The 14,387-nt window shown below is 63.5% G+C and carries 15 protein-coding genes; 4 read left to right on the top strand and 11 right to left on the bottom strand.

All coding sequences use genetic code 11. The features are described 5' to 3' along the window. The first annotated feature begins 87 nt into the window (after nucleotides 1–87). A complete protein-coding gene (locus tag Q4543_RS19315; RefSeq protein ID WP_303441001.1) occupies nucleotides 88–483 on the top strand; it encodes a hypothetical protein in 396 nt (131 codons plus the stop codon). Between the two features lie 221 nt (nucleotides 484–704). Here the strand turns inward: Q4543_RS19315 and Q4543_RS19310 are convergent, their stop codons facing one another. From Q4543_RS19310 to Q4543_RS19280, 7 genes are all read right to left on the bottom strand, one after another. Further along, on the bottom strand, nucleotides 705–1,220 hold the full coding sequence (locus Q4543_RS19310) for a DUF421 domain-containing protein (RefSeq protein WP_303440998.1): 516 nt from the start codon (nucleotides 1,218–1,220) through the stop codon (nucleotides 705–707). Nucleotides 1,221–1,702: 482 nt separating this feature from the next. After that, on the bottom strand, nucleotides 1,703–2,017 hold the full coding sequence (locus tag Q4543_RS19305) for a hypothetical protein (protein WP_303440996.1): 315 nt from the start codon (nucleotides 2,015–2,017) through the stop codon (nucleotides 1,703–1,705). A gap of 99 nt (nucleotides 2,018–2,116) precedes the next feature. Further along, nucleotides 2,117–4,222 carry a catalase gene (locus Q4543_RS19300; RefSeq protein ID WP_303440994.1) on the bottom strand — a complete coding sequence of 702 codons (2,106 nt, stop codon included), beginning with the start codon at nucleotides 4,220–4,222 and terminating at the stop codon, nucleotides 2,117–2,119. A 493-nt stretch (nucleotides 4,223–4,715) separates the two neighbouring features. Then, a complete protein-coding gene (locus tag Q4543_RS19295) occupies nucleotides 4,716–5,753 on the bottom strand; it encodes a glycosyltransferase family 2 protein (RefSeq protein WP_303440993.1) in 1,038 nt (345 codons plus the stop codon). Next, nucleotides 5,750–6,307, bottom strand: coding sequence for a class I SAM-dependent methyltransferase (locus tag Q4543_RS19290; RefSeq protein WP_303440991.1), 558 nt, complete (start codon nucleotides 6,305–6,307; stop codon nucleotides 5,750–5,752). The genes Q4543_RS19295 and Q4543_RS19290 overlap by 4 nt, the downstream gene beginning before the upstream one ends. Continuing rightward, on the bottom strand, nucleotides 6,304–7,032 hold the full coding sequence (locus Q4543_RS19285; RefSeq protein ID WP_303440989.1) for a PIG-L deacetylase family protein: 729 nt from the start codon (nucleotides 7,030–7,032) through the stop codon (nucleotides 6,304–6,306). Before Q4543_RS19285 ends, Q4543_RS19290 begins: the two co-directional genes overlap by 4 nt. Further along, on the bottom strand, nucleotides 7,019–8,071 hold the full coding sequence (locus tag Q4543_RS19280) for an acyl-CoA dehydrogenase family protein (RefSeq protein ID WP_303440987.1): 1,053 nt from the start codon (nucleotides 8,069–8,071) through the stop codon (nucleotides 7,019–7,021). Before Q4543_RS19280 ends, Q4543_RS19285 begins: the two co-directional genes overlap by 14 nt. A 418-nt stretch (nucleotides 8,072–8,489) precedes the next feature. Here Q4543_RS19280 and Q4543_RS19275 point away from each other — a divergent pair, with 418 nt between their 5' ends. The 3 genes from Q4543_RS19275 to Q4543_RS19265 all read left to right on the top strand — a co-directional run bounded on the left by Q4543_RS19275 (nucleotide 8,490) and on the right by Q4543_RS19265 (nucleotide 12,758). Further along, nucleotides 8,490–8,858, top strand: coding sequence for a hypothetical protein (locus Q4543_RS19275; protein ID WP_303440985.1), 369 nt, complete (start codon nucleotides 8,490–8,492; stop codon nucleotides 8,856–8,858). 494 nt (nucleotides 8,859–9,352) lie between these two features. Then, nucleotides 9,353–11,041 carry an alpha-amylase family glycosyl hydrolase gene (locus Q4543_RS19270; RefSeq protein ID WP_303440984.1) on the top strand — a complete coding sequence of 563 codons (1,689 nt, stop codon included), beginning with the start codon at nucleotides 9,353–9,355 and terminating at the stop codon, nucleotides 11,039–11,041. A gap of 34 nt (nucleotides 11,042–11,075) precedes the next feature. Beyond that, on the top strand, nucleotides 11,076–12,758 hold the full coding sequence (locus Q4543_RS19265) for an alpha-glucosidase (protein WP_303440982.1): 1,683 nt from the start codon (nucleotides 11,076–11,078) through the stop codon (nucleotides 12,756–12,758). A gap of 19 nt (nucleotides 12,759–12,777) precedes the next feature. Here the strand turns inward: Q4543_RS19265 and Q4543_RS19260 are convergent, their stop codons facing one another. From Q4543_RS19260 to Q4543_RS19245, 4 genes are all read right to left on the bottom strand, one after another. Further along, nucleotides 12,778–13,305, bottom strand: a complete 528-nt coding sequence (locus tag Q4543_RS19260; protein WP_303440980.1) for a DUF421 domain-containing protein — start codon at nucleotides 13,303–13,305, stop codon at nucleotides 12,778–12,780. Nucleotides 13,306–13,478: 173 nt separating this feature from the next. Then, nucleotides 13,479–13,724 carry a transposase gene (locus tag Q4543_RS19255; protein WP_303440978.1) on the bottom strand — a complete coding sequence of 82 codons (246 nt, stop codon included), beginning with the start codon at nucleotides 13,722–13,724 and terminating at the stop codon, nucleotides 13,479–13,481. A gap of 244 nt (nucleotides 13,725–13,968) precedes the next feature. Continuing rightward, a complete protein-coding gene (locus tag Q4543_RS19250) occupies nucleotides 13,969–14,166 on the bottom strand; it encodes a transposase (protein WP_303440977.1) in 198 nt (65 codons plus the stop codon). 71 nt (nucleotides 14,167–14,237) lie between these two features. Then, on the bottom strand, nucleotides 14,238–14,387 hold a 150-nt coding region (locus tag Q4543_RS19245; RefSeq protein ID WP_303441018.1), incomplete at its 5' end, for an integrase core domain-containing protein.

Raw genomic sequence — 14,387 nt, 5'->3', positions numbered from 1 at the left:
GATGTTGCGGCATCCTGCGATATCTGGCGCGCATTGATACCGGACAGCGCCCGTGTCGGTTTTTGGGCTTCGGTTCAGGTTTTCCCCATGCAAATGCTGTCTGACGCGCAGTTGACGCCCTTAAGCGAACGCGGCCAGGTTGGACAGCAAAACATGCCGTTCACCGAAACCACAGGCGACCCCACCTTACCCCGTGTCCGTGACCCCGACCTGTTTGGCTGCGTGCTTCTGGATGCCGCAAACAACATGGAGGCAGGCGACGGGGCAATCCAGTGCCCGCTGGAGTTTGATACGCGCCAAAACATGGGCAGGAAGAAGGGGTCGCGGAACGACACGCTCGCTTTCAAGCGTCAGGTGGTTGCCGAAGCGCTGGCAGCGCCATCAATCGCGGCCATCGCCCGGCGCCACGGGCTGAACGCGAACATGGTGCATCTGTGGAGCAAGGAGCGGTTCTACAATTTATCCGCCCTCCGGACCGGGTGATCGCTGCGAGGGACTCCGAGGGCTTTTGATACACGGCCCCAGTAGTTTCTGTGATGGAGATGCAGGCACTGAGCGCGCGCCATAGCAAAGCCAGCAGCTTGCGGCGATGCGGGAAGTACTCTGAGCGTAGGATAGCGACGAACGGCGTTTCGTCATGCCCATCCCCACCGCGGGCGCGGCTCTGCGCGGGGGGACCGGACAGAGCCGCGCCCCCGCCGGGATCAGGTTCCTGAGCATGCCACCTGCACGTCCGCCGATCCCGCGCCGATCACCGAGAACGAGCCGTCCGTCTCCAGAATTACGGCTGAGACATTCTCGAGGTTCTGGCCGCCTTCGGTGCGCACCACGGCTTCCAACTCTTCATGGGTCACGCGGGCGCGGCGCATGGCGTTCGGCAACGACGCGCCATCGCGCAGCAGCAATGTCGGTTCGGCCCGCACCGCTCGGGCGAAACTGCGCGAATGCACCGACAAGGTTGTCACCCCGTATTGCAGCGCGATCAGCAGCCCGAGCGCCGTCGCGCCTTCGGCCAGCGCCACGTCCTCGCTCAGTAGGATGGTCGCGAGGATCGAGCCGAAAGCCACCGTCACGACAAGGTCGAACGCGTTCAGCTTGGCAAGCGTGCGCTTACCCGAAACGCGCAGCGACACCACAAGGAAGGCGTAGGCCAGCGCGCCTACGATCAGCGTGCGAACGATGTCGTTCCACCCTTGGAAGAACATTTCAGACCAGTTCATGCGCGTCTCCTTTGCGGTTCGGGTGCGAGTTCTGGGCAGCACCTGACGCCCTGCCCGAGGTATCCAATCTGCCCAAACACCGGCCCTCGGATCGTTGCACAGGCGGATCAGGATGATCGCTTTGGTGATATCGCCGCGCGACCTGCGCTTGGGTTGCGCCGACGATTTGGGCGATAGGATTGCCTTGGTCTTCCGAGGGTGTAGGCGAGGGACACCGGCGCGATCAGCCAACCGCCTATGGCGATGTGTGAGCCAGAATAGCCCCCCGCAGTTGCGGTTCTAGTCGGGGGACTGCGTCGCTCACCAAGGCCTGAACGGCACGGAGGGCGGCGCAAGGGTCCGGTCCAAACCCGACGTTCCATAGCCGTCTGCCATGCGCAGGGCTTGGCGATCTGGCCCTGACGGGCGAGGGGCGTCGCTAAGGACCGGAGGGCGCCCGCTACAGCACCACAGCAATGAAGTCATCTGATCGCGGCGCAGCATCATCTCGCGCGCGATCGGCGCGACAGGCGCTGCGCGTTGGCCCGGGTTGCCTGACTGTAGGGCGCGAGCCCGGCCAGCGCTGCCGCAGCGGGACCCTTGTTGGCGGCAAGGGCACGGTTCGTCAGTTCGGTCGCCTTGGCCAGAGCGGAGCACTTTTCGAATACCATGCGTGTGGCTTCCTCGGGGTGCATGGTGCCGAGGGACATCTGCATCATGCGGATCTGTATGACGGTGGCGGAAGACAGCATTATCTGCGTCGCACCAAATGCCCACCGCTGCCATTGCAGCGCGGTCGAGAACGCAAGATCGATCATCGGGAAACCTTTCAGGGGGGGGGTGCGCGCCGAAGGGGCGTCGCGATAGGCCCGGCCCCGCGATCGCGCGGGGCCGAAGCGATGTTCATCGGATGGGGATCAGGCGGCGCGATCCCAGAAGCGCACCGCGCGGCAGGCCTTTACGAAGGCGGGCGCATCGCTGGGCGACTTCAGGGTCATCATCCCGCCATCGGGGTCGGTAAGGCCGGCGGCCTTCATCAGCGGCGCGGCGTCGGCAGTCATCGCCATGAACTTGCAATGCCCGTGGGCGTTGGACACGAAATCCTTGCCCGGAAGCATCTTGCCCAGCTTTTCGGCGCCTTCTTTGCTCAGCACAAGCGCGACCGCGTCATAAAGCACGGAGGGCCCGCCATCGACCTTCTGGTTCGCTTCGACCACCTCGCCGTTGGATGCGGTGACGCCACCGACCTTGGGCGCGACGATCTCGACCATACCACCTTCGGCTTTCACAGCATCGACGAGCGCATCAAAGATCGCTTTGTCCATACCGTCGCTGACCAGAATGCCCATCTTGCGACCCTTGAAGCTGTCCGGCCCGTTCTTGAGGATCGACAGCTTGTCCGACACCCTCAGATCGACCGGAGCAAGCGCCGGAGTGGCAGGCGCGGGCAGATCGTGGCCAAGCGCATCGGCGACCTTGGCGGCAAGCCCCTCGTCGACCAGTTGCAGGTGCGACAGGATGCGGTTGCGGATGTCGGCCACCACGCATTTGGACAGCTCGAACGCGAAGCCGTTGGCGATGTGATCCTGTTCCACCGGCGTCTGCGAGATGTAGAACTGACGCGCCTGACTGTAGTGGTCCGCAAAGCTTTCGGGGCGTAGGCGGCGCTTGGGGCCGGAGGTTTCGGCGGGGTAACTCTTGAACCCGGCCTTGGGATCGGCACGCGGGCCGCCCTGCGCCCAGCTGTTGGGTTCATAGTTGGCACGCCCGGTGAGGTTGTGCATCGCCATATGCCCATCCTGCTGGAAATGGTGGAACGGGCAGCGTGGCGCGTTGATCGGGATATGGGTAAAGTTCGGCCCGCCCAGACGCTTGGTCTGGGTGTCGAGGTACGAAAAGTTACGCCCCTGCAACAGCGGGTCATTGGTGAAATCGATGCCGGGAATGATGTTCTGCGTGCAGAACGCCACCTGTTCGGTTTCGGCAAAGAAATTGTCGACGGTACGGTCCAGCACAAGGCGGCCGACGACGCGGATGGGCAGGTCTTCTTCGGGGATGATCTTGGTGGCATCCAGCACGTCGAAATCGAACTTATCGGCGAATTCGTCGTCAAAGATCTGCAGACCGAGTTCCCATTCGGGGAAATCGCCGCTCTGAATCGCATCCCACAGATCGCGGCGGTGGAAATCAGGATCGGCACCGTTGATCTTGACGGCCTCATCCCAGACCACCGATTGCAGGCCCAGCTTGGGCTTCCAGTGGAATTTCACGTAATGGCTCTTGCCTTCGGCGTTCACGAAACGGAACGTATGAACGCCGAACCCTTCCATAAAACGGAACGAGCGGGGGATGGCACGGTCGGACATGACCCACTGCATCATGTGCATGGATTCGGGCATGAGCGAGATGAAATCCCAAAAGTTGTCATGCGCCGATTGTGCCTGCGGGAAGGCGCGGTCGGGGGCTTCCTTCACCGAGTGGATCAGATCGGGGAACTTCATCGCATCCTGAATGAAGAACACCGGGATGTTGTTGCCGACCAAGTCCCAGTTGCCGTCTTCGGTGTACATCTTCACCGCAAAGCCACGCACGTCGCGCGCCAGATCGAACGAGCCTTTGTTGCCCGCCACGGTGGAAAACCGCACGAAGGCGGGGGTGCGCTTGCCCGCTTCCTGGAACGGGTTGGCCGAGGTCAGTTCGGGGATGGCATCGGTGCATTCGAAATAGCCGTGCGCGCCATAGCCGCGGGCGTGGACAACGCGTTCGGGAATGCGTTCGTGGTCGAAATGAAAGATCTTTTCGCGGAAATGAAAGTCTTCAAGCAGCGACGGTCCGCGTTCGCCCCCCGTCAGGGTGTTCTGATCGTCCGATACCGGGGTGCCTTGCGCGGTCGTCATGCGCGGTGCATCGGGGTCTCGTTGATGCCATTCCCCGCCATGTCCGACCTCGACCGGATGGTCTGCGATCTCGGTTCCTTGCTGGGTGTCCGCAGTGGTGGGGTAAAGCGCCTTGTTGTCTGTCATGTGAGCTATCCTTCGGATCGGCTGGAGCGTCGGGAAATGAGGCGCCCGGAAGGTCTAAGTGTCGCAAGGGTTGTATCCGGGCGGTTCTGGAACGGAACGTACCCGCGACGGATCTTGTTCCCGCCGCCCCGCGATTTCACGCGACCACACCTGCACCCGGTCGCGTCTTGCCGTCGTGCTCTGTCGCGGGCGTAGCTGCGCATGCTTGTCGAGACATCGGCGAACCTCATCACAAGATTCTTGGTCGATGGCCTGAAACCCATCAATCCGTTAGACGGTCGGCCGGCTCGCAGGCGCTTCTGCGCCCGGTCGGCAGCTGAACGGGTGTTGAGGGGCTGTGACATGATCGCTGTAAGGGCCGGTGACCATGCAAACTCCGTCAGCCTGCGCGCGATACCCGGCGTCGTCGAGCCGCTCGATGGGCGTTTCATCGGCGGCCATGGCATCCTACGCCAGAACCATCAGGTTCCTCGCAAGTTCGGCGGTGGTGTTCTCAGTTCCAACTGTCGTCGGCATCTTCAGTCCCGCAGCCGCTTTCCATCTCTAGAGGGTTCTGCAGCAGCGCCGCTAGGTGTCGGCGGCGGCTGTGGATGCAGGAAAGCCCGCGCAGACCTTCCACGCAATCGCGCAACAGCGGAAGATCCTGCATGGCGCGCGACAGGGTCATCGGTAGGGACGGGGTTTGTCGGCCGAGGTGTTGCGCCACCATCGCCTCGAACGGGACGAGGGCGCTATCGACGCTGCTATCGCCACAGCCGGACCGCGCCAGGATCTGATCCGCCATACCGCCCGGCGCGCGGCCGATCAGCCGCATCGACGCCACCACGACGGCCCGATCCGCCCGTATCGGGCGTAGCCCCGCCTGCCTTACGCGGGCGATGATGTCGCGATCTTCGCCCGATGGCATCGCGCGGTAGCCCCCCACATGTAGATAGGTGGCCCGGCGAAAGCCAAGGTTGGCGCCACCAGCGGTGTTCAACCCGATCCCGTTCGGGCCGGCGGGGTCCATCAGGCGTTCAAACTCCATGGCGAGTTCAGCAAAGTCGTTTTCGATATGCTGACGGCGCAGGAACTGCCCGGGAAAACCGGCCAGCTCCTGTGCGGCAACCTCGATGCGCCCCAGAACGGCGGGCGCGCGGCGCAAGGTCATTTCCATCTCGGCCTGCCATCGAGGGGCGGGCCGGCAATCGGCATCGGTCGACAGAAGGACCGACGCATGCGGCGCAGCACGCAGCGCTACGCGATGACCAAGGCGCCGCGCCTGTCCGACACCGCCCTTGGCGAGATCTGCTTGGATTACGATCAGGGGCCAGCGCCTGGACCGGGCGCGATCCAGAGCGATGGCGGCGGTGTCATCCGTGGTGTTGTTGACGCATATCACGATACCGGCGCGGCGCGGGGTGGCTTGCGCGAACAGGCTGTCGAGGCAATCGGCGATATAGACCTGTTCATTGCGGGCAGGGATCACGATCACGGTGCCGGATGCGGCGAAGGCACCGGGGTCGACTGCCGTCAGGGAGTGCTGCGTCATGCTCTGCCCTCGGCGCGGTCGATGCGGTAGCGGGCGCCGCCCCCCGCGCGGTGCCAAGCGCGGGAGGTTGCGCCGCGGAACAGGTCCAGCGCGTCGCGCCCCTGCAGCGGGTTGCCGCTGTGCCCAAGCCATATGACGCAGAGCAGTTCCGCCCCGGGCCATCGCCCGTCGATCTGCGCGGCAAGCGCGCGGATGCCGTCCGGATCCAGGAAATAGAGGATCTCGGACAGGATGATCAGGTCATGCGGCCCGCCCGGCAACGGCGCGGGCAGGAACAGCTGCACGAAGTGCCCGCCCGGGACGGCGCGTCGCGCCGCCTGCAGGGCCGTCTCGACCGCATCGACGCCAGTATACTGTCCGCAGATCGGCGCGATGTGGCGCGCCAACTCTCCGTTGCCGCACCCCAATTCCAGCGTGGAGCTATAGGCTGGCCGGCCAAGGGCGGCACGCGTGGCGCGGAACTTGGCCTGTTCGTAGGCGCTCGTCCGAAAGCCCCAGGGGTCGTCTCCGTTGGCATAAAGCGTTTCGAGGTGATCGAGATGCACTGCGCTCATGTGGCGTGTTCCTCGAAGAAGATCTCGTCGGTTTCGACGAACAGGCGCACGAAGTCGGGGTCGAGCACGAAGCCTCGATCGTCATCGGTAAAGACCTTACCGAGCTGGCTCTGGTGCGCTGCGATGGCGCGGGCCTTGCGTTCGCGCACTGCAGAGGTGTCCAGCCGGTATTCGCTCATGCCCGCCAGCTCTGTGCGGAAATCAGGCTGTTTCCAGCGCGACCAGACCGGGTAGAACATCAGCCGAGCGCCCGTCACCCGGGCCGCGAGGCGCGCGATCTCTGCGGTAACTTCGTGGTCGCAATGCGGGTCCGTGGGGGCTGTGGCGAACAGACAGCGCGCGCCCAGCCGGGACATAAGCGCGGCGATGCTGCGGGCGATGGAGAACACCGGGACGGACGGGTCCGCCATGCCCGCGTCAGGCAAACCAAGGCGGGTGACATCCTCTGCAGTACCGCCCAGCTCGCGGATCGCGGCGTCGAGTTCCCGCGCCCGGACGTCTGTCCGCTGCCGCGCGGGCCAGCCGCGCGAGCCGGGATGCGACGCAGCGCCGTCGGTCATCAGCACGACATGCGCACCGTGGCCAGCAAAGGCATTGGCCAGCAAGCCGCCGCAGCCAAGCGATTCATCATCCGGGTGGGGCGCCAGGACGACGATGGGGTAGGGCCCGCACAGGTACGATGCGGTGACCGGGCGGGCGAGGGGGGGCGTGTCAGTCGCAATCATCGAGCCACTCCGCCATTCCGCCGGGGCGGCCCAGCATCACCCGGCCCACCTGCATCAGAAACGCATCGCGTGCCGCTTGCCGCAGGTAGCAGGCTAGGTCGCGTGCGTGGCGCCCGGTATCGTCATCGGAGGCAAACATCGACAAGCCCACCGATCGTTCCACCGCCGCGATGCAATCCTGCCCCAGCTCCTCGGTCAGCAGCCGCGTCGATACTGACAGCACGGCGGCTTTTTCGGGGGCGGCGGCGCCCGATGCCCCCTGAGCGTAGCGTCCTGCCCGCAGGGTCGCTGCCCAGGCGGCGGTGACTCGCAGGGCTATCGGGGAAAGCCGCAACAGATGGGCATCGGCCTGCAGGTGGTTGCGCGCCCGCAGCTGCGTGGCGGCGCGATCCAGCAAGCCCGTGATCCCGCCCACCGCCACCGCCGCGATCCGCCAGGTGCCCCCGACAAAGTGCGGCTCGGTGGTGTAGCATCCGGGTGGGCCGATTGGACGTGCGGCAAGATCGCTGCAATCGAACCGGCCCGAGCGCGACGCCTGCATACCGCTCATATCCCAACAGCCAGGGTCATGGCGTTCGGGATCGGTTGCATCTACGAGGTAAAGCTGCTGCTCAGCGCCACTGCCGGTCGTAACGATGGCCTGATCCACGATGCCAAGCCCCGACGCAAAGCGTTTCGCCCCGCTCAGACGCTCGCCGTCGGTACCGACCGGAGGTGTGGCATCAGCGCCCCATACCCCAAAGATGTTACCCGCTTTCAGATCGGATCGCAGCGCGGCGCGGTCTGCATCATCGCCATAGGTCATGACAAGGCGCAGCGCATTTGCATGACCTTCCAGCAGCCGGCCCAGCGACAGATCAATCGCGGCAGCATCGCGCAGTCGCCGTGCGAGCTCATGTGGGCCGCAATCTTCGAGGCCAGCGGCAGCCGGTCGCACCGACGCTGCCGTCAGCCTGTCTTCGGGCCTTTCGCCGGGTCTGCCTTCACGGCCACTGCCAGCCTGTTCCGGCTGCGAAGCGATGTTCTTGAACGTCAACACGTACGATCCCCTCACTGCGGATAGTTCCCTGCGTCAACTTATGGGCGAGCTATAACGTTCCCTGCGCCACGCGAAATGGAGCGCTGATGCAGGGTGCCCGACATCGCCGCTGGCCAAAGGGAAACTGGCATAACGCCATCCAGAATTCAGGCCCGCGCACAGCTTGGAAATGCAGAGTTCAAGCGGGGCATCTGCCTGCACTCTTCCTCAAATTGAACCGCGTGGACAGCACACCGCACATTCAGACCCTCCCGATGAGTGCGAAGAGGAACACTGCGGTTCAAACCGATCGCCGGGGATGGCCGCGCTGATGACGGCACCGATGGGGGCGTCGGGCGGCAGGCATCGGTGCGGTCATCACGCGGCAAGCAGCAGGACAAGGCCAAGTGTGAACGCAGCGCCGATCACGATCACAACGATGATGCCGCTCACGCGGGCCCGCTGCAGATCTGCGGGTGTCTTGTGCGAACAGGGGGCGCGAGATCAGCTGCGTGGGCCGAAATCTTCCTTCACGGCCTTGGCATGGGCGGCATCGGCGACGCGCTCTGACGCGTCCTCGAACCAGGTGCCCGGCAGGCTGCAGGCCGCCGGTACTATCGCCTTCGCGTACTTCGGCGCTCATGCGCTCGGCGGCTTCAGAAAGCTGGGCGGCGACGTCTTTCGAGCGGTCTCGCACGCGAGCACCTGCACGGACAGCCCCGTCCTTCGCGGCATCCGCGCGTTCGAAAGCAGGCAGATTTGGATCCTGCGCCGCAGCGCCGCTTGTTTCTCAGGTGGCGCAGACTGACAGGGCGGCAAAGGCGCCCCGCGCGGTGACCGCCTGTTTCGGAACCAGCCGAGCCCAGTAAGGGTTTGTCGTCAACAGGCGCTTGTTGGTCAACGCCGTACCCGCTCGCTACGTCCAGGGCGTGCGCCGCCGAGCAGTCCGATTTAAAGGAGTCCCCACTTGTTCAACAAATCCTGCGACAGGCATGCCGATCCGCTTTGCGACTGCCGGCTGGGTCTGTTCAAGGCCACTGTTCACCCCGTTAGCAGCATCTCGGCTCAATAGCGGCATCGTGCAGTACGACTTAGCCGACTTGCGCCTCCAGTGGGCAAACAAACGCACACCGGCAGATGCAAGTCAGGTTCGCCGTCAATCGTCAAATCTGTAATCGACAGCGATGCAGCAATCGCCCCCTTCGCAAGGGGCCCAGCGGAACTGCCAACGCAGGCATGACCGGACCCGCAGGTTAATTTCGCCACTGCGCGAGCGAAACAATCAACGACAGGAAGCTGCCCATGTCCGTCACTGAAAGAGACGCAGAACTCGTTTATGCCATTACCCATCGGGGCACTGTGCCCGAGCCTCCTGAATGGTGGCGCGGCGCGGTGTTCTACGAAGTCTACACGCATTCGTTCAATGACAGTTCGGGAAATGGTTACGGAGATATCCGCGGCATTACCGAAAAGCTGCCGTATATCCGCGATCTTGGGGTCGATGGGCTGTGGCTGACGCCGTTCTACCCCTCGCCGCAACAAGACAATGGTTATGATGTCAGCGACTTTCGTGGCGTCCATCCGCCTTTTGGCAAGGTCGAACATGTGCAGGAACTGATCGACGCGGCGCATGACCTCGATCTGAAGATCATGTTCGATTTCATCGCCGGGCACACGTCCGACGAACACCCGTGGTTCAAGGAAAGCGCCGCCTCGCGCGACAATGACAGGGCCGACTGGTACGTCTGGGCCGACCCGGCGCCCGACGGCGGGCCGCCCAACAACTGGATCAGCTCGTTCGGCGGGCGGGCGTGGCGCTGGGTGCCGCAGCGGGCGCAATATTGCTATCGCCCCTTTCTGGCTAGCCAGCCTGCGCTGAACCTGCGCAACCAGCAGGTGATGGCCGAGGTGCTGGACAACATGCGGTTCTGGCTGGACATGGGGCTGGACGGGTTCCGCCTTGATGCCATTCAGTGCCTGAGCCACGACAGTGAGCTGCGATCCAACCCCCCCGCCCGCGCGACGGAAAACCCGTCGGTCGGGGGAGGCCCCAACAACCCGTTCAAGCAGCAGATACACCTGTTTGACCGTGACGTCCCCGAAGCGATCCCGATCCTGCACCAGCTGCGCCGCGTGGCCAATGAATACGACCCGCCGCGCGTGCTGATCGGCGAGCTGGCCGATGTGGACAGCTCGCGCCTTGCGCCGAAATACACCGTCGACAACGACCGGCTGCACGCGGTTTATGACTTCGACCTCATCAACCGCGCCGACACGCTGCGCGATTGGACCTCGATGCTGCACCTGCGGTCGCGCTACTTGATGCCGGGGTCCAGCCTGAACGTGTTCACCAACCACGACTCCCCGCGTTCGGTGTCCAACCTGATGCCCAAAGCCTGTGCCGCCGGGTGCGCGCCAGATGCCGCCAAGCTATTGCTTTTCCTACAAACCACGCTGATGGGCGGCGCGATCCTATTTCAGGGGGAAGAGTTAGGCCTGCAACAGCCCCACATCCCGTTCGAGGAACTGCAGGACCCGTGGGCCAAGGCGCTTTGGCCCGATTTCGAGGGCCGCGACGGTGTGCGCTGTCCTCTGCCCTGGACCCGAGAAGCGCTCAACTGCGGGTTCTCCGATTCTGAAACACCTTGGCTCAAGGTGCCGCATGACCACCGCGACAGCGCCATCGATGTGCAGGAACAGGACCCCGACTCGGTGCTGCAATTCACTCGCAAGCTGATGCGCTGGCGCCGCACGATGCCCATGCTCAGAACCGCGTCCGAGCACATCTTCGAAGACGTGCCCAGCAAGGTCATCGCTTTTGAACGAGAAAAGGCGGGCGACAGCCTGATCTGTGCGGTGAACTTCGCCCTGAAGCCGACCGAGCTGACGCTGCCCAGATCGTCCCTGCAAACGCAGTTCTCGCGCGGCGAAGTAGCGCTCGATCAGGATAGCCTGACACTCGGCCCACTGGCCGTGATCGCGCTGTGCTGACCGTCCTGACAAACCCCAAAACACAGGAGCAGACATGACCGCTCATGCCCCCCCTCCGCACGCGGCCCCCAATGCGGCGTCCGAACGTACCGAACGCTGGTGGCACCGCGCCACTGGCTACCAAGTCTATCCGCGCAGCTTTGCCGACAGCAACGGCGACGGCATGGGAGACATTCCCGGCATCACCTCCAAGCTGGGGCACCTGTCCGACCTTGGCATCGGCTTCATCTGGTTGTCGCCGGTCTATGCCTCTCCGATGATCGACAACGGCTATGACATCGCGGATTACCGCAACATTGCCCCGGAATTCGGCACGCTGGATGACATGGACCACCTGATTGCCGAAGCGCGCGAGCGCGGCATCGGCATCGTGATGGATCTGGTGGTGAACCACTCGTCGTCGCTGCATCACTGGTTCCAAGCGGCGCGCGCCTCGCGCGACTGCGCCCAGCACGATTATTACATCTGGCGCGATCCCGCCCCTGATGGCGGGCCGCCCGATGATGCGCGCGCCGCCTTTGGTGGTCCGGCGTGGACCTATTGCGAAGAGGTGGGGCAGTATTATTTCCACTTCTTCAGCCCCGCCCAGCCCGATCTGAACTGGCAGAATCCCGCCCTGCGGGCCGAGATCTACGACATGATGCGCTGGTGGCTCGACCGGGGTATCGCGGGCTTTCGGATGGATGTGATCAGCCTGATCGGCAAGGATGTCGATGCCCGCGTCTACGAGGAAGGCCCCGACCTTCACCCATTCTTGCAGGAAATGCATCGCGAGGTGCTGGCCGGGCGCGATGTGCTGACCATCGGCGAAAGCTGGTCGGTATCTATCGAAACCGGCCTGCTCTACTGCGGGCGTGATCGGGATGAATTGGACATGGTGTTCGAATTTTCCCACATCCGCGAGGGTTGGCACCCCGAGCTGGGCAAGTTCGCGCCCAAGCCGTTCGACCTCGTGGCATTCAAGCGCGCGCTGTTTTCCTGGCAGGACCTGACGCGCGAGGATGGCTGGCACGCGCTGTTCCTGTCCAACCACGACCTGCCGCGGCAGGTGTCGTTCTATGCCGATGACCGTGCCCACCGCCGCCCTGCCGCCAAGACGCTGGCCACGGTGCTGCACCTGCTCAAGGGCACGCCCTTTGTCTATCAGGGCGAGGAAATCGGCATGACCAATGCGCGATTCGAACGCATCGACCAGTACCGCGACCTAGAGACGCTGAACCATTTCGAAGAACAGATCGCGCAGGGCGTTTCCCCCGAGGCGTTCCTTGCCGGGGCCAACCGCAACAGCCGTGACCATTCCCGCACGCCAATGCAGTGGAACGCGGCGCCCCACGGCGGGTTCACCACAGGCACGCCTTGGATACAGGCCAACCCGAATTTCGGCGAGGTGAACGTCGAACAAGACATGGTGCATAGCGACAGCGTTTTCGCCCATTACCGGCGGCTGATCGCACTGCGCAAGGAAAGCGATCTGGTGACCTTTGGCCACACGGTGCAGCTGATGCAGGATGATCCCGACATCATCGCCTTCGAACGTCGGCTGGGGGACGAACGGCTGTTCGTCATCGCCAACTTCACCGCGCAGGACCGTGAGCGTGAGCTGCCGCCGGAACTGGCAGGGCAGGCGGACTGCCTTGTCTGCTCGCACACGCCGCGCGGTGAAATTCCGCGTTTTCTGCGGCTTGTTCCCTATGAAAGCCTGGCCTGGAAGCTATAGCGCTGCGCCCGCGCCGGGATCAGGTTCCGGTACGGGCCGCCTCGCCACCTATAGCCGAAAATGATCCATCCGATTCCAGGATCACGGCCGACATATCGTCCTGCTGCCGGCTTCTTGCGCTGCGAACCACCACCTCCAGCGTCTCTCGCGTGACAGAGGCACGGCGCATGGCGTAGGGAAGTTGCGCCCCATCGCGCAGCCGCAAACTTGGTTCGCTTCGCTCGGCCCGGGCAAAGCGGCACGATCGCGCCGTAAATTCCACCATCCCGTATCGCAGCGCGATCATCAGTATCAGCGCCACGGCACCTTCGGCCAGCGCCACATCTGCGCTTGCCAGCATTGACGAAAGCGTGGACCCGAAGGCGACCGTTACCACTAGATCTGACGCAATCAACTTTGCCAGCGTGCGGTTACCTGAAGCGCGCTGCGACACCACGAGGAAAGCGTGCCTGTGATCGCGGTGCGAACGGTGCCGTTCCACCCCCGAAATAACATCGCAGACCAGTTCATACGTGGCTCCTGTGCGGCTCGGGTTCGAGAGCGGCACCTTGCGCGCCGCCCGCCGGGGGAAGGCATGGAACGGGAAGACTAGGGGCGGCAGGATGGCCGACAGCCCCGCGCGGGCAGCAATTTATAGCTTCCAGCATGCGGTCGTGGGTAAACTTGAATACAATGCGTGCGCGGGCGCCGCTGCGCCGAATGGCAATGGCCTCGCGCCTTTTATTTCGCCAATGGGAAGCGTTCCTCGAATATGATGGCGAGCGGGCTTTTCACCGCATGCCATTCACACACTGACCGCGTCCACTCCGCTGAGGTCGTGTTCAGCGCCAGATAGATCAACTTGGCCGCCGTCTCATCGCTGGGGAAATAGCCGCGGGTTCGGACCGCGCGGCGGATTTCCGAGTTCAGCGCTTCGATGGCATTGGTCGTGTAAATCAGCCTGCGCACCTCGGGTGGAAAATCCAAGAACGGAATGAGTTCGTTCCAGACCCGCCGCCAGCCCGGCGCTATGGCCGGTTAGCGCTTTGACAGATCGCTCGCTTCAAGTTCAGTTAGCGCGGCTTCGGCCGCCGCGGCATCAATAGCCGAATAGACTGCATTCAGAGCAGCTGTGACAGCCTTGCGGGCCTTAAAGCTGGCAAAGCATCATTGGATGCCGCAGCAGATGGACAATACAGATCTGGACTTGGGTCTGGGGGAGTGAGGAGGATCAGCAAAGGCGCCAGTGGCGCGTTTGCCCGACGAACGCCTCGATGGACAGGGGGAAACCCATGAGGCAGTCCACGACTGCGAGCAAGATGTCCTGAACGCCGCAGTTACGCAGATCGCTCAGCACCTTGGCCCAGAATATTGGGCCCTCATTGGCCCGGAGCCACAAGCCCAGAACGTCTTGCGTGCCGTCAGTCATCCGGCAGGGTTCTGTTTCGCAAAGAGGGTGGCGGTAATCCCCCCGTTTTTACGGGTGCTTGGACGTAGAATTTATGCGGCGATCTTCAGTTTATGGGCGGGTGTCATTCTGCCATTGCCCATGTTTGGACGCTCGTTGTCGTAAGACCAGAGCCACTCGGTGGCAATCTGCTGCACCTCGTCGATGGTTTCGAAGATGTGGAGGTCCAGCCACTCGTGCCG

The sequence above is a fragment of the Salipiger sp. 1_MG-2023 genome, from assembly GCF_030547555.1.
In the GTDB taxonomy this organism is placed as follows: domain Bacteria; phylum Pseudomonadota; class Alphaproteobacteria; order Rhodobacterales; family Rhodobacteraceae; genus Salipiger.
This window is presented reverse-complemented; position numbering and strand designations above follow the sequence as displayed.